We start from the raw sequence: 26776 nt of genomic DNA, 5'->3' as shown, positions 1-26776 counted from the left end.
CGGAGAGTAACCCCACGCCCGGGCCCGCGGCACCCCTGCGGGCTGCTTTGATGATCGGATGACGAGTAAGGAGACGGCGGGCGGATCCGCGGACGAACTGCTGGACATCGTGGACGAGTACGACCGCGTGATCGGCCGGGCCCGGCGCGGTACGGCCACCGCCCGGCGGATGCGGCACAGGTGCGTTTCGGTACGGGTGCGGGACGCCGAGGGCCGGATCTTCGTGCACCGCCGCACCCCGGGGAAGCTGGTCTTCCCCTCGATGTACGACGTGGTGGTCGGGGGCGTGGTCGGCGCGGGCGAGAGCTACGACGAGGCGGCGCTGCGCGAGGCCGAGGAGGAGCTCGGGGTGAGCGGGCTGCCGCACCCGGAGCACCGGCTGACCTTCCTGTACGAGTCGCCGGAGCACACCTGGTTCCTGGCCGTCTACGAGGTGCGGTGCGAGCTGCCGGTGCGCCCTCAGCCCGAGGAGGTCGCCTGGTGGGACTTCCTGCCGGAGGACGAGGTGGAGCGGCGGCTGGCGGAGTGGGACGTGGTGCCCGACGGGCTGGAGTGCCACCGGCGGCTGAAGGAGTGGCACCGGGAGCGGGGCGGAGGTCCCGCGTAGTGTCGAGAGCATGATCGAACGGCTCTGGTACGGGCTCCGGGACTCGCTGCGGCTGTGGCTGGCACCGGAGCGGATGCGGGCCGAGGGCACCACCCCCGACTACCGCTTCTCGCTGGCCAACGAGCGGACCTTCCTGGCGTGGGTCCGCACCTCGCTGGCGCTGGTGGCGGGCGGCCTGGCGGTGGACCAGTTCCTGACGGGGATGCGCGCCGCGCCGCGGACGGCGATCGCCGTGGTGCTGCTGGCGGGCGGCGCGCTGTGCGCGGTGCGGGCGGTCAACCACTGGCTGCGCACCGAGCGGGCCATGCGGCGCGGGGAGGACCTGCCGCTGTCCCGCTTCCCCGTGCTGCTGGCGCTGGGCACGGCGGTGACCGCGCTGGCGGTGGTCGCCGGGGTGGTGCTCGGGGAGCTGGGCCGGTGAGCGCGGACCGCCGGGCCCCCGGGGGCGGGCCGCGCGGCGCCGAGGGGGCCGTACGCGACCCGGCCGCGCAGCCGGAGCGCACCCGGATGGCCTGGCGGCGCACCACCCTGGCCTTCGCCGCCGTGGTGGCGCTGCTGGCCCGCGGGACGGTGCACGACGGCGGGCCGCCGCGGCAGTACGCCCTGGCCGCGCTGGGGGCGCTGGTGTGGCTGGTGTTCCTGGCGCTGGCCCACCGCCGCATCCGCGTCCTGGATGTGCCCCGGCCGGGCCCGCTGGGTACGCGCACGGCGTACGCGGCGGCCGTCTGTACGCTGACCGTGCCGATCTCGGGAATGGTGGTGTGGCTGTGGTGAGTCCGCTCGTCGTGGTGATGGGTGTGTCCGGGTCCGGGAAGACGACGGTGGGCACGGCCCTGGCGGAGCGGCTGGGAGTGCCGTACGCGGAGGCCGACGACTTCCACCCCCCGGAGAACGTGGCGAAGATGGCCTCGGGCGTCCCGCTGACGGACGGGGACCGGGTTCCCTGGCTGGACGCGATAGCCGCCTGGCTCAAGGCCCAGGACGGGGAGGGCGGCGTGGTCACCTGCTCCGCCCTCAAGCGCGCCTACCGCGACCGGCTGCGCCGGGCCGCGCCGGAGGTGTTCTTCCTCCACCTCGACGGCTCGCCCGAGCTGATCGGCGAGCGGCTGTCGGGCCGCACCGGCCACTTCATGCCGTCCGCTCTGCTGAGGTCCCAGTTCGAGACGCTGGAGGCGCTGGACGCGGACGAGGCGGGCGCGGCCGTCCCCATCGACGGGACGCCGCAGGAGGTCACGGAGCTGGCCGTCGCCGCCGTCCCCCGCTGACCCGGTCCGCGTACCGCCCCGTACCGCTTCCGGCGCCGTCTTGCGTGCGGCGCCGGGGGCGGCCTTTTCGCCGCTCCTCTCTGGACTCCATACCGACTGGTCGGCATCATGGCTCGGTACGTACGACCACCCTCTTCCCGCCGAGGAGCCTTCCGATGACCGAGCACCACCCACCGGGCCTCGATCCCGCGCGGCTGCGCGCGTACCTGGACGGCGAGCGCCCGGGGCTCGTCCGGGGGCCCCTGAGCGCGGAGCTGATCGAGGGCGGTCGCTCGAACCTGACCTACCAGGTGACCGACGGGACCTCGCGCTGGGTGGTGCGGCGTCCGCCGCTGGGCCACGTCCTGGCCACCGCCCACGACATGGCGCGCGAGCACCGGGTGATCAGCGCGCTGGGCCCCACCGGCGTGCCCGTGCCCGGCGCGGTGCTGCTGTGCGAGGACGACTCCGTCCTCGGCGCGCCCTTCTACGTGATGGAGTACGTGGAGGGCACGCCGTACCGCACCGCCGGGCAGCTCGCCCCGCTCGGCCCCGAGCGCACCCGCGAGCTGGTCCTCGGCCTGGCCGACGCCCTGGTGAAGCTGCACTCGGTCGACCCGGCCTCCGTCGGCCTGGGCGACTTCGGACGGCCGGAAGGCTTCCTGGAGCGGCAACTGCGGCGCTGGGGGAAGCAGTTGGACGCCTCCCGCAGCCGCGAGCTGCCCGGCATCGACGAGCTGCACTCCTTGCTCGGCAGCCGGCTGCCCGCCTCCCCCGCCCCCGCGATCGTCCACGGCGACTACCGGCTGGACAACGTGCTCGTCGGCGCGGACGACGAGATCGCCGCCATCCTCGACTGGGAGATGTCCACCCTCGGCGACCCGCTGACCGATCTGGGCCTGCTGGTGATGTACAGCAGCCAGCGGCCCGTCCCCGGCACCCCCATCGCCACCACACGCGAGGCGCCCGGCCACCCGGACTCGCGGGAGCTGATCGAGCGGTACGCGGCCGGCTCGGGCCGCGACGTGTCGGACATCGCCTGGTACACGGCGTTCGCCTACTTCAAGCTCGCCGTGATCCTGGAGGGCATCCACTACCGCTACACCCTCGGGCAGACCGTCGGCGCGGGCTTCGACCGCATCGGCGCACTCGTCCCCCTCTTCGTCTCGGACGGCCTCACCACCCTTCAGGAGGGCTGATCAGCCATGGACTTCGGATTCGACGCACGCACCGATGAGCTCCGCAAGAAGCTGCTGGCCTTCATGGACGAGCACGTCTACCCGGCGGAGGCGGTGGCCGACGAGCAGCGTGCGGCGCTGGACTCGCCGTGGCGCACCCCGCCGGTGGTGGCGGAGCTGAAGGCCGCGGCCCGCGAGCGGGGCCTGTGGAACCTCTTCCTGCCCGACGCCGAGCACGGGGCCGGGCTTACCAACCTCCAGTACGCGCCGCTGGCGGAGATCACCGGCCGCAGCCCGCAGCTCGCCCCGACCGCCACCAACTGCGCCGCGCCGGACACCGGCAACATGGAGGTGCTGGCGCAGTTCGGCAGCGCCGAGCAGCGCGAGCGGTGGCTGAAGCCGCTGCTGGCCGGCGAGATCCGCTCGGCCTTCGCCATGACCGAGCCGGAGGTCGCCTCCTCGGACGCCACCAACATCGAGACGCGCATCCGGCGCGAGGGCGACGAGTACGTCATCACCGGCCGCAAGTGGTACATCTCCGGGGCGATGAACCCCGACTGCGCGGTCTTCATCGTGATGGGCAAGACCGACCCGGACGGCGACGACATCCGCCGCCAGCAGTCGATGGTGCTGGTGCCGCGCGACACCCCGGGTGTCGAGGTGCGCCGCGCGATGACGGTCTACGGCTACGAGGACCACTGGCACGGCGGCCACGCCGAGGTCTTCTTCCACGACGTGCGCGTGCCGGTGGCCAACCTGATCGGCGAGGAGGGCGGCGGCTTCGCCATCGCCCAGGCCCGCCTGGGCCCGGGCCGCATCCACCACTGCATGCGGCTGATCGGCATGGCCGAGCGGGCGATCGAGCTGATGTGCCGCCGGGCCGTCACCCGTACCGCCTTCGGCAGGCCGCTGGCCGCGCAGGGCGTCGTCCAGCAGTGGATCGCCGACGCGCGGGTGTCGGTGGAGCAGCTCCGGCTGCTGGTGCTCAAGACGGCCTGGCTGATGGACACCGTCGGCAACCGGGGCGCGCACACCGAGATCCAGGCCATCAAGATCGCGGTGCCGCGCACGGTGGTGGGCATCCTGGACCGCGCGGTGCAACTGCACGGCGCGGGCGGCGTCAGCCAGGACTTCCCGCTGGCCGAGCTGTGGGCGGGCGCCCGCACCCTCCAGCTCGCCGACGGCCCGGACGAGGTCCACCAGCGCTCGCTGGCCCGCCGCGAACTGAAGCGCTTCGCGCCTCCTGGGTCCTGAGGCCCCGCGCCCACCGGGCGCGTACGCACGCCCGGGGTCGCCGCGGTGGTATTCGTGGCGGCCCCGGGCACGAGAGTGTCAGGACTACACCCCTTAGAAGTACGGTCCTGACGCCGGGGCGAGACGCGGCACCCGGGCCACCCCACCGAGTCGTCCCCTCCCGCTGCCCGGCCGGAGTCCCGCCCTACGCTCCTCACATGGGCGCCTCCCCCTGCTCCTGCCTCCTCTGTACGCCCTCCGTGGAGGGGCCCGCCCGGGAGGAACGCGACCGCCGGACGGCCGCGAGCGTGACCGAATCCGGCTGGCATGTGACGGGCATGGGTGCGAACGGCGGCGCACCCGCCGGCTGGGCCTACTCCATCGGACTCCGGCACACGCTGCGCAGCCCCGAGAACCGCCGGCCCGTGGTCCGGGATCGGTTGAGGCCCGTACAACAAGCGCCGGAGGAGCACATTGCGGCTCAGGGCCGCCGGCAGGGCCTTGCGCACCCCGAACCGGCACCGCGGCGCGCGGGTCCCGCGCTCGGGGCAGGCGCTGTCACCCGGTGCTGCTCCTCAGCGCGGCGACGGTCTCCCCGACCAGTGCCCGCGCTTCGGCCACCGTCGCCGCCAGCGACTCGGAGGCCTCGCCGGGCGCCCCCAGCAGGCGGCGGACTCGCGGGCCGAAGCCGGCCGGCGCGGCCGGCAGCGTCTCGGCGACGGCCAGCGCGCCCTTCTCGTTGAGGCACCAGCGCCGGTCCTCGGCGAACACCGCCTGCACCAGCACACCGACCGCCCGGGACAGGCAGAGCGAGACGTAGAGCGTGTCCGCCCCTGCCGCGCCCTTCGCCGCGGCACCGACCAGGAACTCCGCCTCCCAGGCTCCCGCCGTCAACGCCTGCCGCAACGGCTCGGGGTAGACCGCGGTCCTGCGCCGAAGATCCGCCAACTCGCCGGACGGGTCGGCCAGTACCCGGCCGAGCGCCACCTCGCCCGCGTAGCACGGCGACCAGAATCCGAGCGGATGCCCCGCCTGTACGCCCACCTCGTACCGGCCCTCGCGGCAGTCCGCCCACACCCGCTCGACCCGGTCCAGGTCCCGCAGGATCCAGTCCACCGCCACACCGTCGACCAGCAGCCACGCGCCGCCGTTCACCCAGGGCCCCCAGCCGCCCGGGCCGGCCACCTCCACGCCGGGACCGGCCAGCGCGCGCAACGCGGCGAGATCGAGCTCGCCCCGGTAGTAGACGCCGAGGTCCCAGTCCGATCCGGGCCGGTGCTCCCCGCGTGCCCGGCTGCCGCCGAGCATCACCCCGACCACGCCCGGCACCTCGGCCAGACGGCCCGCCATGTCCTCGATGATCGCCCGCACGGAACGAGTCTGACAGCCACCGACGTGTCGGGCCGACGGATGCCTGTCCTCGCGCGCCGGGAGCGGCACGAGGAAGCAGGAGGCGGACCACCGGGGACTCACCGACGACCTCGTCACCGGCGCCGGCGCCCCCGGCCGGACCGCGCCCTTGACCTCGACCTCGCTTGAGATATGACACTCAAACGCATGGACACCACGGACAGCGGCACCATCCTCTTCCGCAACACCATGCGCATCACCGACGGCCACCTCGACGGCTTCCGCCGCGCCATCGCGCAGGCGGTGGCGTTCGCCCGGGAACACGGCCCCCAGCTCATGGTGGAGGTCTTCATCGACGAGGAACGGATGCTGGCGCACAGCTTCCAGCTCTACCGCGACTCCGACGCCGTCCGCACCCACTGGCGGCTGTCGGACCCGTACATCCGCGAGGTGATGGAGCACTGCACCGTGCAGCACTTCGAGGTGTTCGGCGAACCGGACCACGACATCGTCGCCGCCCTCAAGACCCCCGGCGGCGAGTCCTTCCCCTTCACCGTCTCGCCCCGCCTCGCCGGCTTCAACCGCCTTGCGGAGCCCGGACGGGGGCCAAGCGCCCTCTGAGGCTGCCGGTGCCGTACCGCGCCGCCATAAGCGCCGGCGTCACTCACTGACGCCGGCGGGCGAGGGGGACCGCTCCCGCCTCCGTTTGACGATGCTTCCGACAGCTTCTCCGGCCCAGAACCCGGAGAAGAAAGCGGCCCCGGCTCGCACCCACAACTCACTTCCGGTGCTTGCCGCCGTCCAGAACCAGAAGATAGCGAGGAAGGACGCCCACCTGGGGTCATCGAACAGGTCCCGCACGCCAACTCCCCACTTCGCAGCAGTTCACCACCTTGGCGAAGACCGCTGGTGCGGCCGTCCATGAGCGGAGCGCCCATGGCGATTACGTACTCAGGTCGGCCAGAAGCCGAAGAAGCGGCACAGAGCCTCGCCGGCTCGGGGACCTTCCGAGGGCCGGCGGCGTGGCCTGCGAGCTGTCCGCCGGCAGTCGTCAACGTCGGCCGTCTTCCGCCGTCCTCGGGCGACCGGGGTCCCCCGTTTCCCTCATCCACCGATTCCGGGCGTTGTGCCGCACCCACGAGCCGACAAGCACCACGGTGAATCCGTACGCCAGAGCCGCCCACGGATACGGGACGATCTTCCTGGCATTCACCACCCCCAGCGCAACGGCGAACAGAGCCAGCAGCAGAAGCGGGGCCCTGAGAGGGTGACGCAGCACGTATCCGGCCGGGGGACCGGACGGCAGGGGTTCCCGTATCGCGGTGATGTCCTCACCAGGTTGCATGGCTTGACCGTATCGCCGGTGTACGGCTGTCGTCCCCGAAGGAGCACCGGGCTTGCCCCGCTGCCCCGGCCCCTTGTCCACCCCTGCGGTGAGGGAAGCATTGATGCGAGTGCCGCCTTGCGGCTCACCCCGGCCGCCATGCCCGGCCTCGCGCGTCCGCGACGCCGAGGACGGCACGGCAACGCATGACCGGCCGCTGCGTACGCTTCATGACATGGGTGACGTGGGCGGCGGGCTGCGCGAGCGCAAGAAGCGACAGATGTACCGGCGGTTGTCGGACACGGCCATCGGGCTCTTCCTGGAGAAAGGCTACGAGCGGGTGACCGTCGCCGATGTCGCGGCGGCCGTCGACATCTCCAAGCCGACGCTCTTCCGGTACTTCCCCTCCAAGGAGGACCTCGTTCTGCACCGGCTGGCCGACCACGAGGGGGAGGCCGGCAGGGTGGTAGCACGGCGTCCCGCCGGGCGTTCCCCGCTGGAAGCGCTGCGGTGCCACTTTGTGGACGGGCTCACCCGCCGCGATCCGGTGACCGGCCTGAACGACGATGCCGAGGTGCTCGCCTTCCACCGGCTGCTGTACACGACGCCGTCACTGGTGGCGCGCCTGCACGCTCACATGGAGCAGGACGAGGCCGCTCTCGCCGATGCGCTCGGCGTCGAGACCGGTGGTGGCGTCCAGGCGCGTCTGGCCGCGGGGCAGATCATCGCCGTCCAGCGCGTCCTCGCGCAGGAGAACTGGCGCCAGATCACCGCAGGCCGCAGCGCGGACGCACTCCATCCCGAAGCCCTGGCGGTGGCCCGGTCGGCGTTCGCGCAACTCGAGGCCGGCTTGCCTCACCTTGCCCGGCCCTAAAACACAACCAAGTAAAAAAAGTTACCCAGTTGCACTATCGTGGAGGCATGTCGGACTCCGACTCCGTACTCACCGACGCCCTGACCCGGGAACGCGCCCACCACGACGCATGCCGAGCAGCGCTGAAGGCCATGATCGACGGCGCGCAGGAACAGGTGGTGGTCGGCGAGAACGCCTCCGCCTCCGGTGCCGACGCCGAAGTGCTCGGCTACCGGCTGCGCAGCCAGGCCAAGGAACTCCGGGAACCGCCCGAAGGCCCGCTGTTCTTCGGGCGCCTCGACTTCGCTCGGGACGCCCGGGCCGCCGGCGACCACGCCGGGCAGGAGTACCACATCGGGCGTGTACGCATCACGCACGATCCGTCCGCCCCGCCGCTGGTGATCGACTGGCGCGCCCCGGTGGCACGCGCCTTCTACCAGGCAAGCGCCCGCAGCCCCCAAGGCATCGCCGTCCGGCGCCGCTTCGGCTGGTCACCTTCCGGCCGCGGCGACTCGGCCGATCTCACCGGCCTGGAGGACGAGCACCTCAGCGAGGGCGAGGAGCGGGAGAGCGGCATCGTCGCCGGCGAGATCGAGCGTCCTCGCATCGGCCCCATGCGCGACATCGCCGCCACCATCCAGCCCGAACAGGACGACCTCGTACGCGAGGACCTCGCCACGTCACTCTGCGTCCAGGGCGCCCCCGGCACGGGAAAGACAGCGGTCGGACTGCACCGCGCCGCCTACCTCCTCTACACCCATCCAGAGCGCATCCAGCGCGGCGGAATGCTGATCCTCGGCCCCAACCGCGCTTTCCTCTCCTACATCTCCCAGGTCCTGCCCGCACTCGGCGAGACCGGGGTGAGACAAGCCACCGTCGACGACGAGATCGCCCGCCACCCGGTCACGGCACAGGACAGTGACGCCGCGGCGATCGTCAAGCACGACATCCGTATGGCAGAGGTCCTGCGCCGCGCGCTCCACGCACGGGTGAGCACAGAGGTGACGCGGCCGCTCGTACTGCCGGACGGCTCCTACCGCTGGCGTGTACCGACCGACGAACTGGAGCAGATCGTCCGGGACGTGCGTGCCGAGGAGCCTCCCTATGCCGTAGGGCGCGAACGCGTCCGCACCCGCATCGTCCACGCCGTTCAGCAGCAGGCCGAGCGCCGCGGCGGCCCTCGCACCAACACCTGGGCGCAGAAGGTCTCCCGGGCACGCCCGGTCACCGCCCTGCTCAACGCCGTCTGGCCCGCTGTGCAACCCGAAGAGATCCTCGCCGGCCTGTTCGCCCATCCGGACACGTTGGCCGCCGCAGCCGAAGGCATCCTCGACGCGGACGAGCGGAGGGTCCTTCGATGGCCCAAGCCCCCGCGCTCCCACAGGTCGGCCCGCTGGTCGGCGGCCGACCTCGTCCTCCTCGACGAACTCGCCGGTCTGATCGAGCGCCCCGACGGCTACGGCCACGTGGTGATCGACGAGGCGCAGGACCTGTCCCCCATGCAGTGCCGCGCCATCGCCCGCCGCTCATCCTTCGGATCGGTCACCGTCCTCGGGGATCTCGCCCAGGGCACCACCCCCTGGGCCGCACGCGACTGGCCGCAGTTCCTCACCCACCTGGGGAAGCCGGAAGCCGTCGTCACCCCGCTCACCACAGGGTTCCGCGTCCCCGGCGCCGTCGCCGAACTCGCCAACCGCCTTCTGAACCACCTCGACACGGACGTACCACCCGTCCGCTCCCTGCGCCGCGACGGAGAGGTGAGGATCGAGGCGGCCGATGACGCGACCGCAGCGACAGTCGCGGCCGTGAACACAGCGCTGAAGCAAGCGGGCTCCATCGGCGTCATCGCGGCCGACACCGAAGCGCGAGAACTCCGCCACGCTCTCATCACGGCCGGACTCCCGGCATCCGGAGCGGACTTCCCCGAAGCCCGCCTCACCGTGGTACCGGCCTCCACCGCCAAGGGACTGGAGTACGACCATGTCGTGGTGGTCGAGCCCTCTGCCATCGTCCGAGCCGGGCCCCGCGGCATGAACCGCCTGTACGTGGCACTCACCCGGGCGGTCTCCCGCCTCCACATCGTGCACTCCCTGCCCCTGCCTGCGCCGCTCACCGGCCGGCCCTTGAAGCCACAGCACATCGCCTCCTCGACCTGCTGACCGACAACGGGAGACGGGGCCACCGAACGCCGAAAGCACACGGGGAGCCGCCCACCGCACGCCCTGGACGATCGCCTCACCGAGAGGGCGCGAGACAACGACTTCCAGAATCCGAGCAGCGCGGACCTGCTCAACCGGGCTCGGCTCCCACTGACTGCTGTCGCGAGCGACACGCAGATCACGGACCAGTATTGCCGAACCCTCGATGCCGACCGTCATGAGCCGACCGCACTGAGCCCGTCACCCGACCCACTGCCGGTTCGCCGGGCCTCCTGGCTTCCTCGTTGGTCCCTCCGCTCAGCGAAGGTTGTTACTCGGGCAGCCGGTTGGGCTGGCGTTGGCGGTCGTGCTCGATGGTGTAGGCGACCGTCTCGGCGCAGTGGATGACCATTTGGAGGCGGTTGAGCACGTCGCGGCGGGCGGCCTCGATCAGCTCGCGGTGGGTGGGGGTCGGCTCGGTGCTGGTGTGGGGGGTCCAGAAGCCGCGGTGGCTGTGTTCGGTGACGATGACGTGGCAAACGCGGACTACGGCGTTCAAGGCGGCGGTGATCTCGTAGCGGTACAGCTGCTCGTTGCCGGCGGCACGGCCGTGGGTCATGGGCGGAGCCTTGTGGTGGGTCGGGCGGTGAGCAGGTAGCGGACGGTGTCGTCGCAGACGGTGTGGGTGTAAGGCGCGCCGGAGGCTAGGGCGGCTAACGCGTGTTCGTGGACCTGGTGGTCGTGGAGCCAGGCCAGGAGGGGCCGTGCGGCTGGTGGGTCGAGCTGGTCGCTGATGTGGCGGGCCCGGAGGTGGAGCCAGCGCAGGGCCAGGCGGGGTGAGCCGGCCGGGTGGGTGCCGAGGGGGAAGATGCGGCCGTCGTCGGGGGTGGAGGCGATGGCCTCGCACCGGTAGGCGCGGGTCAGCATGGCTGGGCTTCCCGCGCGGTCGGCAGCGGTGCGGGGAGTGGGAGCCGGGCGGTCACGGTGTGGCCGTGAGCGGTGTGGTGGACCTTCACGTCGTCGGCCAGTGTGGCGACGATCTCCAGTCCTCGGCCGTGGGTGGCCTCGGCACCGGGGTGGGTGATGCACGGGTGTGTGGTGGTGGCGCCGGTGTCGGTGACGGAGAGCGTCACGGCCTCAGCGGCGCGGGTGACGGTGACGCGGAAGGCCGATCCGGTGGTGTGGGTGACCGCGTTGGCACCCAGCTCGGTCACGATCAGCGCCGCGTCGTCCACACAGGAGGTGTCGGCGAGGAGTTTGCGGGTCCATTCGCGGGCCTTACATACCTCCTCAGGGCGTCCTGCGAAGGTCCGTCGATGGATGAGCATGCGCGTCTCCTTGCTCTGAGCTGCGGTTTTCAGCGGCACCGGCGCCTGGCAGCAAGCACCGCCACATTCGCACGTACAATAAGTACTAGCACCGTAGCCGTAGTGCGAGTACTTGAGGTGCGAGATCGCACTTTTCGTACCGGTCGACTGCCGCATAGCGTTCACCACGACGTGGTGCAGAGCCGGGACGCCAAGATGGAGAAGGAGAGCCGATGTTCGGTCTGATGGTGCGCTTCACCTGCAAGGACGAGGCGGCGGCAGCGGCGTTCGACGCGCTGGTGGCACGGACCGGAGAGCAGATCCGCGCCCATGAACCCGAAACGGTGATCTACACCGTGCACCGTGTTGACGGCCGCCCCCTGGAACGGATCTTCTACGAGCTGTACCGGGACGCCGACGCCTTCGCCTTCCACGAGGCGCAGGACTACGTGCGCGCCTTCCTCGATGAGCGGGAGCGGTACCTGTCCGCCGTCGAGGTCGACCGTCTGGAGTTCGTCTCGGGCAAGGGTGTCGTCCATGAGCGCTGACTACGAGAAGGCCCTCGGCCGCAGGATCGCCTCCCATCGCAGGCGCAGAGGTCTGTCGCAGAAGGAACTCGCCAGGCTCCTGGACCGCTCGGAAGCCTGGGTGTCGCAGGTGGAACGCGGAGTGCGCCGGATCGACCGCATGACGGTCCTGGAGAAGGTCGCCGACGTCCTCGGCCTGCCGGTGGCCGAACTGGCAGCGGGATCACCCGTCCTGGCGTCGCATGCGGAGGAGAAACCGTCCGGAGCGCACCGGCTGCGGCTGGCGCTGAGCGGTTCCCACCGGCTCAGTGCCGTACTCGGGCCACCGGAGCACCCGGACATGCCGGCCCTGCGCACCGATGTGGAACGCGCCTGGACCCTGACGCACGAGGGCCGGTACGCGGAACTGTCCGGCTTGCTGGAACGGCTCGTGCCGCACCTGGAGTCGGCGGCCCGGTCCGGTACCGGGGAGGGTCCCGCCGAGCCGCTCCACCTGCTGGCCTCCGTGTACGGCGCATGCGGTGCGGCACTGGCGAACATGGGCGAGCCGGACGTGGCGTGGGTCGCGGTCGACCGCGCCATCGCCGCCGCCGAACGCACCGGAGATCCGCTGCTGATGGCGGCCGGCGAGTTCCGGCTGGCGATCGTCTTCCTCGGCTCCGGGTACTACGAGCAGGCGGCCCGGGTCGCGCGCAGCGCCGCCGAAGCCCTGGCACCACTGGCCACGGAGGAACGGCCCGAGGCGGTGGCTCTGCGCGGCGCGCTGACGTTGCAGCACGCGGTGGCCTCGGCCCGGCTGGACCAGGGCGAGGAGGCATACGAACTTCTGCGGCAGGCACGCGAGATGGCCGAGCGAGTGGGAGAGGGCCGCAACGACTACGGCACGGAGTTCGGACCGCTCAACGTCGGCCTCCACGAGGTCGCCATCGCCGCCGACCTGGGCGACGCCGGTACCGCACTGCGCGCCGCCGAATCCGTCGATCCCTCTCCGCTCTCCTCCGAGCGGCAGGCGCGTTTCCGCATCGATCTCGCCAGGGCTCACGCCCAGCGCCGGCAGATCGAGGAGGCGACGGCCGCCCTCACCGAAGCCCGGCGCCTCGCCCCCGAACTGGTCCGCGCCAAGCCGGTGGTCAGGCAGCTCGTGTCCGACCTGCTGGTCATGAGCCCCCGGCCGCCCGCGAGCCTGCGGACCCTGGCGGACGAACTGGACGTGGAGGGCCTGTAGTCGCACCACATGGAAGGAGGCGCCGCATGTCCGTGATTCGCATCGACCTCGACAGCAATCTCCTGCAACGCGTCATGGCGCTTGCGGAAGCCAGAACAAGGGGGAAGCGGTGAATCCGGCACTCAGTTCCTACTTGGAGCGGCAGGAGCGTGGAGTGCGCGTCAAGCGCGCCTTCGAGCGTGCGCGCAAGTGGGGCGCTGCTGAGGATGCCGAGCGCCTGCATGATGCGGAGAAGCGCAACCGGTGAACTCCTCATGATCTTTCCGGTCGCCCACAAGAGAGCCGTATGCCCCCCGGACCGCCCGGCGGTCCGGGGGGGCGCACGGCGCCGGTGGGCGGGCCGGCGGGGCTCAGGGCTGGATGACGACGCGGCCGGTGGTGGTGCCGTCGGCGACGCGCTGGACGGCGTCGGCCGCGCCCTCCATCGGTACGCGCTCGCTCACCAGCGGCCTGACCGCGCCCTGTTCGGCGAGCTTGGTCAGCTCCTCGTGGCAGGCGCGGACGGCGGCCGGGTCGTGGGTGTTGTACAGGCCCCAGTGCAGGCCGAGGATGGCGTAGTTCTTCACCAGGGCGTGGTTGAGACCGGGGGCGGGGATGGTGCCGCTGGCGAAGCCGACGACCACGATCCGGCCCTCGAAGGCGACGCACTTGGTGGAGGCGGTGTACGCGTCGCCGCCCACGGGGTCGTAGACGACGTCCGCGCCGCGACCGCCGGTGGCCTCCTTGACCGCCTCGGCCAGGCCCTTGGCGCCGTCGACCGCGTGCCGGTCGATCACCGTGTCGCAGCCCAGCTCCTTCGCCACCGCCGCCTTCCCGGGGCCTCCGACGACGCCGATCACCTTCGCGCCCGCCGCCCTGCCGAGCTGGACGGCGGCGCTGCCCACTCCCCCGGCGGCGGCGTGGACCAGCAGCGTCTCGCCGGCCTGGAGGCGGGCGCGGCGGTGGAGGCCGAACCAGCCGGTCTGGTAGCCGATGTGGAGGGCGGCGGCCTCGGCGTCGTCCAGCGCCTTCGGCGCCGGGGCGCAGCGGGCCTCGTCGACCGCCACCAGTTCGGCGAAGGCGCCGTGGGGAAGGTCGGGCTGGGCGATGACCCGGGCGCCGACGGCGGTGGCCGCGCCCTCGCCGGCCGCCACGACCTCGCCGCACAGCTCCACGCCGGGGGTGAAGGGCAGCGGGGGCCGTACCTGGTAGTGGCCGCGGCACAGCAGCGCGTCGGGGAAGTTGACGTTCGCCGCCCGTACGCGCAGCAGGAGGCGGCCGGGGCCCGGCTCGGGGTCCGGGATCTCCTCCAGCCGCATCACGTCGCGCGGTTCGCCGTTCTCGTGGACGCGCCATGCCTTCACCTGAGGCCTCCGCTTCGGGTAGTGGATCGTGTGGGGTCGTGGGTCCGGTGTCGTGGATCGTGCCGGGTTCTTCGGGTGGTTGGTGAGGCGCCGGGCTCGCGGGTCGTGGCGGGGGGCTTACGGCCGCAGGGCCCGCAGCAGCAGGTCCGCCAGGTGGTCGGCGACCTCCTGCGGGGTCATGCGCCCGCCGGGCCGGTACCAGGTGCTGAGGTGGTGGACGGAGCCGAAGTGGTAGTCCACCACCAGGTCGGCCGGGGTGGCGGTGGAGAACACCCCCGCCTTCTGCCCCTCCTCGATCAGGGCGCGGAACCGCTCGTGGTAGCGGCGGCGCTCGGCCCGTACCTGCTTCTGCTTGTCCTCGCTGAGCTGGTGCATGGAGCGGAAGAAGATCGAGGCGTCGTCGAGGTTGTCGATGGTGGTGACGACGACGTCGGCGGCGGCGTCGCGCAGCCGCTGCTCCACGGGCGCGTCGGAGGAGGCGAAGGCGTCCAGCCGCTCCTGCTGCAGGCGCAGCACCCGGCCGTAGATCTCGTGCAGCAGGTCGTCCTTGGAGCCGAAGTAGTGGTAGAGGGCGCCCTTGGTGACGCCCGCCGCCTCGACGATCTCCTGGACGGAGGTGCGGTCGTAGCCGCGGTCGGCGAACAGCCGGGTGGCGGCGGCCAGCAGCCGCTGCGGGACAGGCTGGGTGGGGGCGTCGTCCTGCCGCTGGTTCGCCGGGCTCGTCATGGCGGTTCCTCCTGCTCCTCGTGGCCTTACCGGACCTGCTGGTCCCGCTGGATTGTCTCCAGCTTCCGCTGCACATGATTCATGCCGTCCAGCCACTTGTCGGTGTCGGACGCCCGCGCGACGGCGTAGCGGCCGACCTCCGGGTGCGGCAGGACCAGGAAGCGCCCGGCGTCGACGGCCTCCAGCGTGGCGCGGGCGACGTCCTCCGGCTCGATGGCCGTGGGGCTGAGCACCAGGTCGCCGGCGGTGGAGGCGGAGGCGAGCATGTCGGTGCGCACGCCCTGCGGGCACACGGCGTGGACGTCGATCCCGCGGTGGCGGTAGGTGACCGACAGCCACTCGGCGAAGGCGAGGGCGGCGTGCTTGGAGACGCTGTAGGGCGCGGAGCCGACCATGGTGAGCATCCCGGCGGCCGAGACGGTGGCGACGAAGCGGCCGCGGCCGCGCTCCAGCCACTCGGGCAGCAGTTCGCGCGCCGCCCGGACGTGGGCCATGACGTTGACGTCCCAGGCGGCGTCCCAGACGGCGTCCTCGGCCTCGGGGCCTCCGGCGGGGGCGATGCCGGCGTTGGCGCAGAAGACGTCGATGCCGCCGCCGAGTGCCTCGCGGGCGGCGGCGACGACGTCCGAGGCGTCGCCGGGCACCGCCGTGGCGCCGATCTCCCGCGCGACGGCCTCGGCCTTGCCTGCGTCGAGGTCGTTGACGACGACCCTGGCGCCGCGCGCCGTGAAGGCGCGGGCTAGGGCGGCTCCGATGCCGCCGCCCGCCCCGGTCACCACGACGCCCGCGTCCCGCAGGTTCTCCATGTGCCCACCCTTCGTCTCGTTCCGGTCGCCGGCGGTGGCCTCGTCGGGGCCGTGTCGGGGCCTCGTCGTGCCGTGTCGGGGCCGCGGCCGGCGATTCGCGGATTTCCTGCACAGACTAACCAGTCGGTATGTGGCATCGGAAGATTCGGGGGCACACGGATCCATTGGAGGGTCCGGTACGTCCCAACGATGACGGCTGTGGTCACTTACGTCGGAGGTGGTACGCGTTGGCCGGTTTCAATGCCCTGGCGGAACAGGTCCGTGATCCCGAGAGAGACCCGTCCCAGCGCAGGCAGGCCCTGCGCAAGTGCCTGGAGCGCTTCGCCCCTTACGGGCACCGCGCCACCTGGCACCATCTGTGCGCCCGCGCGGGCATCTCCCCCGACGACCGCAGCCCCGATCCTGAGCGACTGGTGGCCGCACTGGAGGAGCTGGAGGAGGCCCGGGAGGTGTGGCTGGCGTACGAGCGCGACTTCGCGCGGCGGCGCAGGGAGCAGAAGCACTTCGGCGTCCGGCAGCCGCCGGGCGACGCCTGGCACCGCCGGTGCTGGGGCGGTCGCGGGCTGCTGCCCGTCGAGGACCCCGGCGCCGCACCGCCCGCCCCGCTGGCGGAGGTGCTGCGGCGGCTGGTCGCCGAGGCGGAGGCGCGCGAGGCGCGGCGTGCGGCGCAGGCGATGCACAACGCCGAGCAGGCCCTGCGGGCCCGGCGGCCGGGGGCGGTGGCGCACGGCCGCGCGGGGAGGATGGCGGTCAGCGGCTGACGGCCGAGACCGCGTCCGACCCGGGCGGCCCTGGTGGAGCATGACGCGTCACGGCGGGTCCCGGATCTCCCGGGGCCTGCCGTGACGCGTCGCGGGCGTGTGGGGCGTACGGGAGGGAGGCGGGGCCGGCCGTTGACATGTCCGATGCCCCCGACCATGCTGAGCAAGCGCTTAGTAGCGTGTACCGACACCACGGACACCACTGACACCACGCACGGTTGGGGAGGCGAGCTTCGATGGCGGAGCCCCGGGTTTTCACATCGGTCGACGAGCTGCGGGCTGCGGTCGGCGAGGAGCTGGGCACCAGTGACTGGCTGGAGGTCGACCAGAAGCGGATCGACCTGTTCGCGGACGCGACCGGCGACCACCAGTGGATCCACGTCGATCCGGAGAAGGCCGCCGCCGGCCCGTTCGGCACGACCATCGCGCACGGCTATCTGACGCTCTCGCTGCTGCCGGTGCTGGTGCCGCAGCTGATCCGCGTCGAGGGCGTGCGCATGGGCATCAACTACGGCGTGAACAAGGTCCGCTTCCCCTCCCCCGTGCCGGTCGGTTCGCGGGTGCGCGCGACCGCGCGGATCACCGAGGTCTCCGAGGTGGGCGAGGGCTGCGCCCAGCTCACCTCGCTGGTGACGGTCGAGCGGGAGGGCGGGGAGAAGCCGGTGTGCGTCGCGGAGAGCGTCGTCCGCTACTACCTGTGACGCCCGCGGCCCGCCGGGCTCACGCGCCCCGGCCGGCCCCGTCGGCGGTTTCCGCGGCGGGGGCGGCCGGGGCGCCGACCATCCTCAGCACCAGTCCGGAGTAGAGCTCGCCGATCTCCTCGGGGGTGCGCGTGCCGCCGGAGCGGAACCAGCGGGCGACGTCGATGCAGAGCGAGAGCACGGCCAGCGCCGTGCCCCGGATGTCGGGGACGGTGAAGTCCCCGGCGGCCACCCCGTCCTCCAGGATGCCGCGCAGGATCTCCTCGCTGCGCCGCCGCAGGGCGACGATCTCGGCGTAGTGCTCCTCGGCCAGCGCGTTCAGCTCGTACTGCACCACCCGGGCCGTGGTGTGGCGCTCGGCGTGCCAGCGGACGAAGGCGCGCACCGCGGCGGCGAGCCGGTCGGCGGGGGTCACGGCGCTGTTGCCGGCCTCGGTGAGGATGCGCACCGAGCGCTCGTGGCCGACCCGGCTGATCTGGTAGAGCAGTTCCTCCTTGGTGCGGTAGTGGATGTAGAGGGCGGCGGGGCTCATCCCGGCGCGGGAGGCGATGTCCCGGGTGGTGGTGGCGTGGAAGCCCCGCTCGGCGAATGCCTCGACCGCCGCCAGCAGCAGCCGGCGGGCGGCGTCGGGGGCCACCTCGCCCCAGGAGTCGTCCGGCCCCCCGGCGCCGTCCGCGTCGCCCCGGGCCTCTTTCACGGCGTCCGCGGCGTCCGCGGACTCCGCAGCCTCCACGGACTCCGCTCCCGTCTCCGCAGCCATCAGCACCTCGCCCGTTCGTCCCGCCGGGCGAACACCATACAACGGTTGCTGAGCAGCCGCTTAGGCGGCGGCCGCCCGGGGAGCGGGCGCCGCGGCGGCCGTCAGAACGCCGACACCCCGGTCAGCGAGCGGCCGATGAGCAGCTTGTGGATCTGGCTGGTGCCCTCGTACAGGGTCATCACGCGGGCGTCGCGCAGCAGCTTGCCGACGGGGTACTCGTCGATGTAGCCGTAGCCGCCGAAGACCTGGAGGGCGTTGTTGGCGGCGCGTACCGCGGCCTCGGAGGCGTAGAGCTTGGCGACGGAGGACTCGGTGGCGAAGGGCAGGCCCCGGTCGATGTGGTCGGCCACGCGCCAGGTCAGCAGGCGGGCGGCGTCGACGTCCACGGAGATGTCGCTGATCAGCTCCTGGACGAGCTGGTGTCCGGCGATGGGCTTGCCGAACTGCTCGCGCTCGGTGGCGTAGGAGACGGCCGCGTCCAGCGCCGCCTGGGCGATGCCGACGCAGCCGGCCGCCACCGACATGCGCCCCTTGGCGAGGGCGGACATGGCGACGGAGAATCCCTTGCCCTCCTGGGCGACGCGGCAGTCGTCGGGGACGCGGACACCGTCGAGCACAAGCTCGGCGGTGGCCTGGCCGCGCAGGCCGAGCTTGCCGTGGATCTCCCGGCGGGTCAGACCCGGGGTGTCGGTGGGGACGAGGAAGGCGGTGATCCCCCGGTGGCCGGGCTCGGTGCCGGTACGGGCGAAGAGCAGCACCACGTCGGCCCAGGTGCCGTTGGTGATGAACATCTTGGTGCCGTCGATGATCCAGTCGCCGCCGTCGCGGCGGGCGCGGGTGGTGAGACCCGCGGCGTCGGAGCCGGTGCCCGGCTCGGTCAGGCCGAAGCAGCCGATCGCCTCGCCGGCGCACAGGGCCGGCAGCCACCGCCGCTTCTGCTCCTCGCTCCCCCAGGCCGCGACCGACTTGGCGACCAGGCCGAGGGAGACCGACAGCACCCCGCGCACGGCGGAGTCCCCGCGTCCGAGCTCCTCTGTGACCAGGCAGTACGCCAGGTGGTCGCCGCCGGAGCCGCCGTACTCCTCGTCGATGGTCAGGCCCAGGAAGCCCAGGTCGCCCAGGGACCTCACCACGGACCGGTCGATGCTCTCGGCGCGGTCCCACTCGGCGGCGTGCGGGACGATCTCCCGGTCGACGAACTCCTTGGCGAGCTGCCGTACGGCAGCCTGCTCCTGAGACAGCTCCAGATCCATGCCCAATAAACTAGCAGTGCTAGTTGCGACTTCACAGATACCGGACGAGACCCGAGGATGTGATCCGTGGCACGCCCACGTACCCCCCTGCTGAGCCGCGAGCGGATCGTGGCGGCGGCGCTCGCGCTGGTGGACGGCGAGGGCCTGCCCGCGGTGTCCACCCGCAGGCTCGCCGCCGAACTGGGCGTCAGCGGCCCGTCGTTGTACAACCACTTCCGCACCAAGGACGAGATCCTGGACGCGGTGGCCGACGCGGTGTGCGCCGATGTCGACCTGTCGATGTTCGAGGACGGCACCGACTGGCGCGAGGCGCTGGTGGCCTGGGCCCGCTCCTACCGGGCGGCGCTCAGCGCCCATCCGAACATCGTCCCGTACCTGGCGCAGGGACCGGGCCGGCGCCCGAGCCAGCTGCGGATGGCCGACGCGGTCTACGGCGCGATGCTCGACGCCGGATGGCCGCGCGCCCACGCCACCCGCATCGGCGCGCTGATGCGGTACTTCGTGGCCGGCTCCGCGCTGGGCTCCTTCGCGCGCGGCTTCGTCGACGACGCGGCGCTGTACGAGCGCGACTACCCGCACCTGGACCAGGCCCACCTGCTGGCCGAGCACCAGCAGCGCGTCGACGAGGGCGCCTTCGAGACGGGCCTGCGCGCCCTCGTCGACGGGCTGGCGCTCCGCTTCCCGGACCGGGGGCGGGCCCGGGAGGCGGAGGGCGGCGAGGAGCGGACGGGCTAGAAGACCACCAGCGCCCGGCCGCCGCGTCCGGCGAGCATGGCCTCGAAGGCCGCGGGCACGTCGGCCAGGCCGATCCGGTCGGTGACCAGCGCGCCCAGGTCCAGCCGCCCGGAGCGGACGTGCTCGGCGAGGACCGGCAGGTCTCGCACGGGGTCGCAGTTGCCGTAGACGCAGCCGGACAGGGTGCGGGCGAAGTGGAAGATCTCCAGCGGCGAGAAGGAGACCTGGCTGTCCTTGCCGCCGATGCCCACCACCGAGGTGCGGCCGCCGCGCCGGGTGGAGGACCAGGCGGCGCGGATGGTCTCCGCGCGGCCGACGCACTCGACGGCGGCGTCCGCGCCCAGTCCGCCGGTGATCTTCCGGATCTCCTTGGCCGTGGTGTCGGAGGCGATCAGGAAGTCGGTGGCCCCGGCGCGGCGAGCCAGTTCCTCCTTGCCCGGGGAGACGTCCACGGCGACGATCCGGTCCGCGCCCGCGATCCGCGCCGCCTGGACCACCGCCAGACCGACCCCGCCGACGCCGAAGACGGCCAGCGACTCGCCCTCGCGCAGGCGGACGCTGTGGTTGACCGCGCCGTAGCCGGTCAGGACCGCGCAGCCCAGCAGGGCCGCGTCGGTCAGCGGTATGCCGGCGGGCAGCGGCAGCACACCGCGCTCGGCGACGACCGTCTCCTCGGCGAACGCGGCCGTGCCCAGACCCGGGTACAGGTCGCGGCCGTCGGCGGAGCGGGCGTAGGGGACGCCGCTGGCCGCGTTGGCCTCGGTGCACAGCCAGGGCTCGCCCAGCCTCGCGCAGAAGTGGCAGTTCCCGCACGAGGGAGCCCAGTTGAGGACGACCTCGTCGCCGGGGGCGACGGCCGTGACGCCCTCGCCCACGGCGGTCACGGTGCCCGCGCCCTCGTGGCCGAGGACGGCGGGCACGGGCTGGCGCAGAGTGCCGTTGGACAGCGACAGGTCGGAGTGGCAGACCCCGGCGGCGGCGAGGCGGACCCTCACCCGGCCGGGGCCGGGCTCCGGCAGGTCGATCTCCCCCAGTTCCAGCGGGGCTTGGGCGGCGGGCAGGACTACGGCGCGGACCACGTGGCGTCTCCTCTCGCGTCCTCGGGCGGACGGGCTGCTTGCGGTGGGACCGGACGGGCGGACGGGCGGACGGGCGGACGGGAGCGGACGGGAAAGGCGCTCAGAACTGCAGGGACTTGGTCTGGAGGTACTCGGTCATACCGTGCGGGCCCAGCTCCCTGCCCACGCCGGACTGCTTGTAGCCGCCGAAGGGGGCAAGCGGGTTGAACCGGCCGCCGTTGACGTCCACCTGGCCGGTCTGCAGACGGCGGGCGAAGGCGGTGGCCGTCTCGTCGTCGGCGGCCCACACCGCGCCCGACAGCCCGTAGGCGGAGTCGTTGGCGATCCTGGCGGCGTCGTCGGCGTCCTCGTACCGCATGATGCTCAGGACCGGACCGAAGATCTCCTCGCGGGCGATGGTCATACCGGGGGTGACGCCGGCGAAGACGGTGGGGCGCACGTAGTAGCCGCGCTCCATCCCCTCGGGTGCGTCCGCGCCGCCCGCGACGAGGGTCGCGCCCTCCTCGACGCCGGTGCGGATGTAGCCGGTGACGCGCTCGCGCTGCCCGGCGTTGACCACCGGGCCCAGGCGCGTGGCGGGGTCGGTGGGGTCGCCGGGGGTGTACTTGGCCGCCGCGGCGGCGGCGATCTCCACGGCCTCGTCGTACCGGTCGGCGTGGACCAGCATGCGGGTCCAGGCGCTGCACGTCTGGCCGGCGTTGGCCATCACGTTGCCCACGCCGATCTTCACGGCCTTCACCAGGTCCGCGCCGGGCAGGATGACGTTGGCGGACTTGCCGCCCAGCTCCAGCGCGACCCGCTTGACCGCGCCGCCGGCGATCGCGCCGATGCGGCGGCCGACGGCGGTGGAGCCGGTGAAGGAGACCATGTCCACGCCGTCGTGCTCGGCCAGCGCCTGCCCGGCCACCGGGCCGCGCCCGGTGACGAGGTTGAACACCCCGGCGGGCACCCCCGCCTCGGCCACCGCCTCGGCGAACAGCCTCGCGACCAGCGGGGTGTCCTCGGCGGGCTTGAGGACCACCGTGCAGCCGGCCGCCAGGGCCGGGGCCACCTTGGCGACGACCTGGTGCAGCGGGTAGTTCCAGGGGGTGATGGCGCCGACGACGCCGACCGGCTCGTGCAGTACGCGGGAGTTGCCCAGCCTCTCCTCGAAGGGGTGCTCGGCGGCGAGCCTGGCGTACGTCCCGGCGACCGTGATGGGCAGATCGGCGTGGACGGCCTGCGAGAAGGACAGCGGTGCGCCCAGCTCCGCGGTGACGGTGGCCGCGATCGCCTCGCGGCGGGCGGCCAGGGCGTCGTGCAGCGCACCGAGCCGCGCCGCGCGCTCGGCGGGCGGTGTGGCGGCCCAGCCGGGCAGGGCCGCGCGGGCCGCCGCCACGGCCGCGTCGACGTCCTCGGCGGTGCCCGCCGGGACGGTGCCGATGATCTCCTCGGTGGCCGGATCGACGACCTCGATCGTCTCCGTGCCCGCGGCGGGGCGCCACTCTCCGTCGATGTACATGCCGTTGTGTGCCTGCATGCCCCCAAACTAGCGGCGCTAGTTTGGGGTGTCAGCAGGACGGCGCATGCCGTGGATCACACGGGGGAGGGGGCGGTGGATCCGGCGGAAGCCGGGGAGGCCGGTCCGGCCTCCGCAGCGGCCTCCCCGGCGGCCTCCCCGGCGGGCGTCGGCGCGGGGGCCACCCGGACCGGGAACCCGTTGAGCACGGCGGTCCCCGACAGCGGGTCGAGCAGCCGCCCGTCCAGGAGCTGGTTGACGTTGGCCCCGGGCTCGGCGGAGGCCACCGGCACACGGGTGCCGGGCCGGTCGTGGCCCCAGCCGTGCGGCAGGCTGACGACCCCCGGGGCCACCTCTTCGGTCACCTCCACCGGCGCCCGTACCGCGCCCCCGTCGCCGGCGATCTCGGCCAGGGAGCCGTCGGCCAGACCGAGCCGGGCGGCGTCGGCGGGGTGGACGTGGAGGGTGCAGCGGTTGCTTCCGCCCTTCAGGCCGGGGACGTTGTGCATCCAGCTGTTGTTGGAGCGCAGATGGCGGCGGCCGACCAGCACCAGGGCAGCGGCCTCTTTCCGGCGGTCCGCCAGGAAGCGGCGCAGCCGCGGTATGTCGGCGGCGATCGGCTCCGGGCACAGCTCGACCTTGCCGGAGGGGGTGCGCAGCACCTCGGGCAGACGGGGGCGCAGCGGGCCCAGATCGACGCCGTGGGGGTGCTCCAGCAGCTTCGCCAGGGTCAGGCCGCCGGGATCGGCGCCGAAGCCGTCGCCGTAGGGGCCCAGCCGCAGCATCATGTCCAGCCGCCGCTCGGGGCCGCTCTCCCCGCTCAGCAGGCGGGTCAGCTCTCCGGTGTCCCGGCCGTGGACGGGGGAGAGCGGGTCGGCGACGGCGGCGGACAGGGTGCGCTCGACGGCCAGGGCGTCGACCGACTCCGGGTCGGCGCCGGGCGCGCCGGAGGCGCACAGCACCAGCCGGGCCAGGATCGCGCTCTCGCTCATCTCCCCCTCTCCCAGGGGGATCACGGGCCGGGTGTAGCGCGCCTGGTTGCGGACGGCCAGGGCGTTGAAGCTGAAGTCGAAGTGCGGGGAGCGGGAGGGCGGGGGCGGCGGCAGCACCACATGGGCGTGGCGGGAGGTCTCGTTGAGGTACGGGTCGACGCTGACCATGAAGTCCAGCCCGGCCAGGGCGCGTTCGAGCCGGGCGCCGTCGGGTGCGGAGAGCACCGGGTTGCCGGCGACGCAGACCAGCGCCCGTACCCGCCCCGCGCCCGGGGCGTCGATCTCCTCGGCCAGCGCGGCGGCCGGGAACTCCCCCTTGACCTCCGGGTGCCCACTGACCCGGCTGCGTCTGCGGCCGGTGGCGAAGCCCCGGCCCGGGGCGGGCGGGCGGGGGGCGCGGGCGGTGGCCGACAGCGGGAACATCGCGCCGCCGGGCCGGTCGAGGTTGCCGGTCAGCGCGTTGAGGACGTCCACCAGCCAGCTGGCCGTGGTGCCGAACTCCACGGTGGTGCTGCCGATGCGGCCGTAGACCGCGGCGCGCTCGGCGGCGGCCAGTTCGCGGGCGAGGGTGCGGATGACCTCCGGTTCGACGCCGCAGGCGCCGGAGACGGCCTCGGGGGTGAAGCCGGCCGCCAGCCGGGCCACGTCCTCCACACCGCCGAGGTGCTCCCCGGCCGCACCGGTGTCGGCCAGCTCCTCGGCGAAGAGGACCTGGACCATCGCCATCAGCAGCAGGGCGTCCCCGCCGGGCCGCACGGCCACGTGCCGGTCGGCCAGGCGCGCGGTGCGGGTGCGGCGCGGATCGACGACGGTGAGGGTGCCGCCGCGCCTGCGCAGGGCCCTGAGCCGGCCGGGGAAGTCGGGGGCGGTGCACAGACTGCCGTTGGACTCCAGCGGGTTGGCGCCGACGACCAGCAGGTGGTCGGTGCGGTCCAGGTCGGGGACGGGGATGGCCAGGGGGTCGCCGTAGAGCAGTCCGCTGGAGGCGTGCTTGGGCATCTGGTCGAGGGTGGAGGCGGTGAAGACGTTGGGGGTGCGCAGTGCCTTGACCAGCAGGGGCGGATAGAGGGCGCCGGCGACGGTGTGGACGTTGGGGTTCCCCAGGAAGAGGGCGACGGCCCGGGGGTCGCCGTCCTCCAGGACGCGGCCCAGCCCCTCGGCGACCGCCGCGAACGCCTCCTCCCAGCTCGCCTCGCGCAGTTCGCCGTCGCGGCGGACCAGGGGACGGACGAGGCGGTGGGGGTCGGCGTCCAGTTCGCCGAAGAGGGCCCCCTTGGGGCAGACGAAGCCGCGGCTGAAGACGTCGTCGCGGTCGCCGCGGGCCGCGGTGATCCGCTCCCGTCCGCCGTCGTCCGGTGCGACGGTGACGACCAGTCCGCAGGTGGCCTCGCACAGCGGGCAGATCCGCAGGGCGGTGCGGGCGCCGGGGCCCGCGGCGGGGCCGGGCTCCGCGTTCGGCTGCGTGGTGACACTCTCCGGCATCGGTCCCCCTGATGAGCGGCGTCCGGATGGGCGGTGCGGTCCGGCGGCTCCATACCGACCGGCCGGTAAGGGAACCTTAGCCCCGTCGCCCCCCGGCCGCCCAGGGGTGGGAGCCGAAACGGCGGCACACCCGTCCAAGGCTCGCCGTTGACGTGCGGACCTCCGAATTCCTATGGTTGACAACAGGAAACCCTGAGCACCGGGAGCGTTGCGATGAGTGGCACCACAAGCGGTTTCGAGCAGGCGCGCAAGACCGCGGAGGGGCTGGCGTACTCCTCCGGTTTCGGCAACGAACACGCCTCCGAAGCCGTTCCGGGAGCGCTTCCGGTCGGCCGCAACTCCCCCCAGCGCGCGCCCCTGGGGCTCTACGCCGAGCAGCTCAGCGGCACCGCCTTCACCGAGCCGCGCGCCCACAACCGCCGCTCGTGGCTGTACCGCGTCCGCCCCTCCGCCGCCCACCCCCGCTTCGTCCGCGCCGACGGCGGCTCCCTGCGCGGCGCCCCCTTCACCGAGACCGAGCCCGACCCCAACCGGCTGCGCTGGGACCCGCTGCCCGACCCCGCCCCCGGCACCGACTTCCTGGACGGGCTGTGGACCCTGGGCGGCAACGGCGACGCCGCCCGGCGCGAGGGCGTGGCCATCCACCTGTACGCCGCCAACGCCCCCATGGAACGCCGGGTGTTCAGCTCCGCCGACGGCGAGCTGCTGATCGTGCCCGAGCGCGGCGGCCTGCTGCTGCGCACCGAGTTCGGCCTGCTGCGCGCCGAGCCGGGCCACATCGCGCTGATCCCCCGCGGGGTCCGCTTCCGCGTCGAGCCGCTGGACGCCGTGGTGCGCGGCTACGTCTGCGAGAACATGGGCCGCCCCTTCGTCCTGCCCGACCTCGGCCCCATCGGGGCCAACGGCCTGGCCAACCCCCGCGACTTCCTCGCCCCCACCGCCGCGTACGAGGACGTGGAGGGCCCGGTGGAGGTGGTCAACAAGTTCTGCGGCGGCCTGTGGACGGCCACCTACGACCACTCCCCCCTCGACGTCGTCGCCTGGCACGGCAACCTGGTGCCCTACGTCTACGACCTGCGCCGCTTCAACGTGATCGGCAGCATCAGCTACGACCACCCCGACCCGTCGATCTTCACCGTCCTCACCTCGCCGTCGGACACCCCGGGCCTGGCGGGCGTGGACTTCGTGGTCTTCGCCCCGCGCTGGCTGGTCGGCGAGGACACCTTCCGGCCGCCGTACTTCCACCGCAACGTGATGAGCGAGTACATGGGCCTGATCGAGGGCGCCTACGACGCCAAGACGGCCGGCCCCGGCGGCTTCGTACCCGGCGGCGGATCGCTGCACAACATGATGTCCGCCCACGGTCCGGACCGCGAGACCTTCGACCGGGCCAGCGCAGCCGAGCTGGTCCCGCAGAAGGTGGACGACGGGCTGGCCTTCATGTTCGAGACCCGCTGGCCGGTGACGCTGACCGCCCAGGCGCGCGACGCCGGGCACCTCCAGCGCGACTACGACGACGTGTGGCAGGGCCTGGAGCGCCACTTCCGGGAATGAGGGGCCCGCATCCGGAGGCGATGGCGCGTACCGTGACCCACGACGTACCGCCGCACCGCCGCCGCGTCACGGCACCGTGACGCGGCGGCCCGGCAACACC

The 26776-nt window shown here is 73.0% G+C and carries 27 protein-coding genes; 15 read left to right on the top strand and 12 right to left on the bottom strand.

What is annotated here, in order from left to right; genetic code table 11:
• The first annotated feature begins 58 nt into the window (after positions 1–58).
• From QPK52_RS22080 to QPK52_RS22055, 6 genes are all read left to right on the top strand, one after another.
• Positions 59–607 carry an NUDIX domain-containing protein gene (locus tag QPK52_RS22080; protein ID WP_410539188.1) on the top strand — a complete coding sequence of 183 codons (549 nt, stop codon included), beginning with the start codon at positions 59–61 and terminating at the stop codon, positions 605–607.
• A 10-nt stretch (positions 608–617) separates the two neighbouring features.
• On the top strand, positions 618–1028 hold the full coding sequence (locus QPK52_RS22075; protein WP_410539187.1) for a YidH family protein: 411 nt from the start codon (positions 618–620) through the stop codon (positions 1026–1028).
• The gene (locus QPK52_RS22070; RefSeq protein ID WP_410539186.1) at positions 1025–1381 is read left to right on the top strand and encodes a DUF202 domain-containing protein; all 357 of its coding nucleotides are present in this window, start codon (positions 1025–1027) and stop codon (positions 1379–1381) included. The genes QPK52_RS22075 and QPK52_RS22070 overlap by 4 nt, the downstream gene beginning before the upstream one ends.
• Before the next feature lie 17 nt (positions 1382–1398).
• Positions 1399–1872 carry a gluconokinase gene (locus tag QPK52_RS22065; RefSeq protein WP_410540439.1) on the top strand — a complete coding sequence of 158 codons (474 nt, stop codon included), beginning with the start codon at positions 1399–1401 and terminating at the stop codon, positions 1870–1872.
• A gap of 155 nt (positions 1873–2027) precedes the next feature.
• Positions 2028–3050: a phosphotransferase family protein gene (locus QPK52_RS22060; protein ID WP_410539185.1), complete on the top strand. Its 1023-nt coding sequence runs from the start codon at positions 2028–2030 to the stop codon at positions 3048–3050.
• A gap of 6 nt (positions 3051–3056) precedes the next feature.
• Complete coding sequence (locus QPK52_RS22055) at positions 3057–4283, top strand: acyl-CoA dehydrogenase family protein (protein ID WP_410539183.1); 1227 nt, start codon at positions 3057–3059, stop codon at positions 4281–4283.
• Between the two features lie 537 nt (positions 4284–4820).
• Here the strand turns inward: QPK52_RS22055 and QPK52_RS22050 are convergent.
• Positions 4821–5612 (bottom strand): nucleotidyltransferase domain-containing protein, encoded by a 792-nt coding sequence (locus tag QPK52_RS22050; protein ID WP_410540438.1) that lies wholly within the window; start codon positions 5610–5612, stop codon positions 4821–4823.
• Between the two features lie 207 nt (positions 5613–5819).
• Between QPK52_RS22050 and QPK52_RS22045 the strand changes: the two genes are divergently transcribed.
• The 3 genes from QPK52_RS22045 to QPK52_RS22035 all read left to right on the top strand — a co-directional run bounded on the left by QPK52_RS22045 (position 5820) and on the right by QPK52_RS22035 (position 9948).
• The gene (locus QPK52_RS22045) at positions 5820–6233 is read left to right on the top strand and encodes a hypothetical protein (protein ID WP_410539182.1); all 414 of its coding nucleotides are present in this window, start codon (positions 5820–5822) and stop codon (positions 6231–6233) included.
• 938 nt (positions 6234–7171) lie between these two features.
• On the top strand, positions 7172–7810 hold the full coding sequence (locus QPK52_RS22040) for a TetR/AcrR family transcriptional regulator (protein WP_410539180.1): 639 nt from the start codon (positions 7172–7174) through the stop codon (positions 7808–7810).
• Positions 7811–7857: 47 nt separating this feature from the next.
• Positions 7858–9948 carry a HelD family protein gene (locus QPK52_RS22035; RefSeq protein ID WP_410539179.1) on the top strand — a complete coding sequence of 697 codons (2091 nt, stop codon included), beginning with the start codon at positions 7858–7860 and terminating at the stop codon, positions 9946–9948.
• Positions 9949–10258: 310 nt separating this feature from the next.
• Here QPK52_RS22035 and QPK52_RS22030 read toward each other — a convergent pair whose 3' ends face one another.
• Genes QPK52_RS22030 through QPK52_RS22020 form a run of 3 tightly spaced genes read right to left on the bottom strand, consistent with a single transcriptional unit; the run spans position 10259 to position 11255 of the window.
• Positions 10259–10546: a hypothetical protein gene (locus QPK52_RS22030; protein WP_410539178.1), complete on the bottom strand. Its 288-nt coding sequence runs from the start codon at positions 10544–10546 to the stop codon at positions 10259–10261.
• Entirely contained in the window at positions 10543–10854 is a 312-nt protein-coding gene (locus QPK52_RS22025; protein ID WP_410539177.1) for a hypothetical protein, read from the bottom strand. Before QPK52_RS22025 ends, QPK52_RS22030 begins: the two co-directional genes overlap by 4 nt.
• Positions 10848–11255: an ATP-binding protein gene (locus QPK52_RS22020; protein ID WP_410539176.1), complete on the bottom strand. Its 408-nt coding sequence runs from the start codon at positions 11253–11255 to the stop codon at positions 10848–10850. The genes QPK52_RS22025 and QPK52_RS22020 overlap by 7 nt, the downstream gene beginning before the upstream one ends.
• A 212-nt stretch (positions 11256–11467) precedes the next feature.
• Here QPK52_RS22020 and QPK52_RS22015 point away from each other — a divergent pair, with 212 nt between their 5' ends.
• Entirely contained in the window at positions 11468–11782 is a 315-nt protein-coding gene (locus QPK52_RS22015; protein WP_410539174.1) for a putative quinol monooxygenase, read from the top strand.
• Positions 11772–12986: a helix-turn-helix domain-containing protein gene (locus tag QPK52_RS22010; protein ID WP_410539173.1), complete on the top strand. Its 1215-nt coding sequence runs from the start codon at positions 11772–11774 to the stop codon at positions 12984–12986. The genes QPK52_RS22015 and QPK52_RS22010 overlap by 11 nt, the downstream gene beginning before the upstream one ends.
• Before the next feature lie 350 nt (positions 12987–13336).
• Here QPK52_RS22010 and QPK52_RS22005 read toward each other — a convergent pair whose 3' ends face one another.
• From QPK52_RS22005 to QPK52_RS21995, 3 genes are all read right to left on the bottom strand, one after another.
• Positions 13337–14329: an NADPH:quinone oxidoreductase family protein gene (locus tag QPK52_RS22005; protein ID WP_410539172.1), complete on the bottom strand. Its 993-nt coding sequence runs from the start codon at positions 14327–14329 to the stop codon at positions 13337–13339.
• 117 nt (positions 14330–14446) lie between these two features.
• A complete protein-coding gene (locus QPK52_RS22000; RefSeq protein WP_093662912.1) occupies positions 14447–15055 on the bottom strand; it encodes a TetR/AcrR family transcriptional regulator in 609 nt (202 codons plus the stop codon).
• 26 nt (positions 15056–15081) lie between these two features.
• Positions 15082–15861: an SDR family oxidoreductase gene (locus tag QPK52_RS21995; RefSeq protein ID WP_410539171.1), complete on the bottom strand. Its 780-nt coding sequence runs from the start codon at positions 15859–15861 to the stop codon at positions 15082–15084.
• 227 nt (positions 15862–16088) lie between these two features.
• Here QPK52_RS21995 and QPK52_RS21990 point away from each other — a divergent pair, with 227 nt between their 5' ends.
• Positions 16089–16622, top strand: coding sequence for a hypothetical protein (locus QPK52_RS21990; RefSeq protein WP_410539170.1), 534 nt, complete (start codon positions 16089–16091; stop codon positions 16620–16622).
• A 236-nt stretch (positions 16623–16858) separates the two neighbouring features.
• A complete protein-coding gene (locus tag QPK52_RS21985) occupies positions 16859–17323 on the top strand; it encodes a MaoC family dehydratase (protein WP_410539169.1) in 465 nt (154 codons plus the stop codon).
• Positions 17324–17342: 19 nt separating this feature from the next.
• Here the strand turns inward: QPK52_RS21985 and QPK52_RS21980 are convergent, their stop codons facing one another.
• Both QPK52_RS21980 and QPK52_RS21975 read right to left on the bottom strand, forming a co-directional pair.
• Complete coding sequence (locus tag QPK52_RS21980) at positions 17343–18083, bottom strand: TetR/AcrR family transcriptional regulator (protein ID WP_410539168.1); 741 nt, start codon at positions 18081–18083, stop codon at positions 17343–17345.
• A gap of 101 nt (positions 18084–18184) precedes the next feature.
• Positions 18185–19336, bottom strand: coding sequence for an acyl-CoA dehydrogenase family protein (locus QPK52_RS21975; protein ID WP_410539166.1), 1152 nt, complete (start codon positions 19334–19336; stop codon positions 18185–18187).
• Positions 19337–19402: 66 nt separating this feature from the next.
• Between QPK52_RS21975 and QPK52_RS21970 the strand changes: the two genes are divergently transcribed.
• Positions 19403–20071 (top strand): TetR/AcrR family transcriptional regulator, encoded by a 669-nt coding sequence (locus QPK52_RS21970; protein ID WP_410539164.1) that lies wholly within the window; start codon positions 19403–19405, stop codon positions 20069–20071.
• Here the strand turns inward: QPK52_RS21970 and QPK52_RS21965 are convergent.
• From QPK52_RS21965 to QPK52_RS21955, 3 genes are all read right to left on the bottom strand, one after another.
• Positions 20068–21150 carry a zinc-binding dehydrogenase gene (locus QPK52_RS21965; RefSeq protein WP_410539163.1) on the bottom strand — a complete coding sequence of 361 codons (1083 nt, stop codon included), beginning with the start codon at positions 21148–21150 and terminating at the stop codon, positions 20068–20070. The genes QPK52_RS21970 and QPK52_RS21965 overlap by 4 nt on opposite strands.
• A 100-nt stretch (positions 21151–21250) precedes the next feature.
• Positions 21251–22669, bottom strand: coding sequence for an aldehyde dehydrogenase family protein (locus tag QPK52_RS21960; RefSeq protein WP_410539162.1), 1419 nt, complete (start codon positions 22667–22669; stop codon positions 21251–21253).
• 56 nt (positions 22670–22725) lie between these two features.
• Positions 22726–25122 carry a molybdopterin oxidoreductase family protein gene (locus tag QPK52_RS21955; protein WP_410539161.1) on the bottom strand — a complete coding sequence of 799 codons (2397 nt, stop codon included), beginning with the start codon at positions 25120–25122 and terminating at the stop codon, positions 22726–22728.
• A gap of 213 nt (positions 25123–25335) precedes the next feature.
• Between QPK52_RS21955 and hmgA the strand changes: the two genes are divergently transcribed.
• Positions 25336–26676, top strand: coding sequence for a homogentisate 1,2-dioxygenase (hmgA, locus tag QPK52_RS21950; protein ID WP_093662904.1), 1341 nt, complete (start codon positions 25336–25338; stop codon positions 26674–26676).
• Positions 26677–26776 lie beyond the last annotated feature (100 nt).

The organism is Streptomyces sp. KL2, from assembly GCF_046529545.1.
Lineage (GTDB): Bacteria > Actinomycetota > Actinomycetes > Streptomycetales > Streptomycetaceae > Streptomyces > Streptomyces radiopugnans.
This window is presented reverse-complemented; position numbering and strand designations above follow the sequence as displayed.